At 78.9% G+C, this 237-nt stretch carries 1 protein-coding gene; it reads left to right on the top strand.

Annotated features, from left to right (window positions below; genetic code table 11):
• Positions 1-237 (top strand): hypothetical protein (locus KVS71_RS18735; RefSeq protein WP_217585285.1); only part of this gene is annotated, 237 nt, incomplete at both ends.

Genomic DNA, 237 nt, shown 5'->3' with positions numbered 1-237 from the left:
AGACCGGCGAGCCCGCGGCGGCGGAGGCGCTGTGCCGGGAGGCGCTGGCCAGGGACGGGCTGCAGGCCGAGGCGGTCGCCCTCCTCGGCGGGCAGCTCGGCGCCCTCCTCATGCACGGGGGCCGGATGGAGGGGGCCGAGGCGAGCCTGACCGCCGCGATCGACGCCCTGGCCGCGACCGGGAGCGCGACCCCCGCGCTCGCCAACTGGCTGATGAACCGGGCGGTCGTGCGGATGC

The sequence above is a fragment of the Microbacterium sp. GbtcB4 genome, assembly GCF_019091465.1.
Classification (GTDB): Bacteria; Actinomycetota; Actinomycetes; order Actinomycetales; family Microbacteriaceae; genus Microbacterium; species Microbacterium paraoxydans.
The sequence above is the reverse complement of the archived record's forward strand: the minus strand, read 5'-3'. Positions and strand labels throughout refer to the sequence as shown.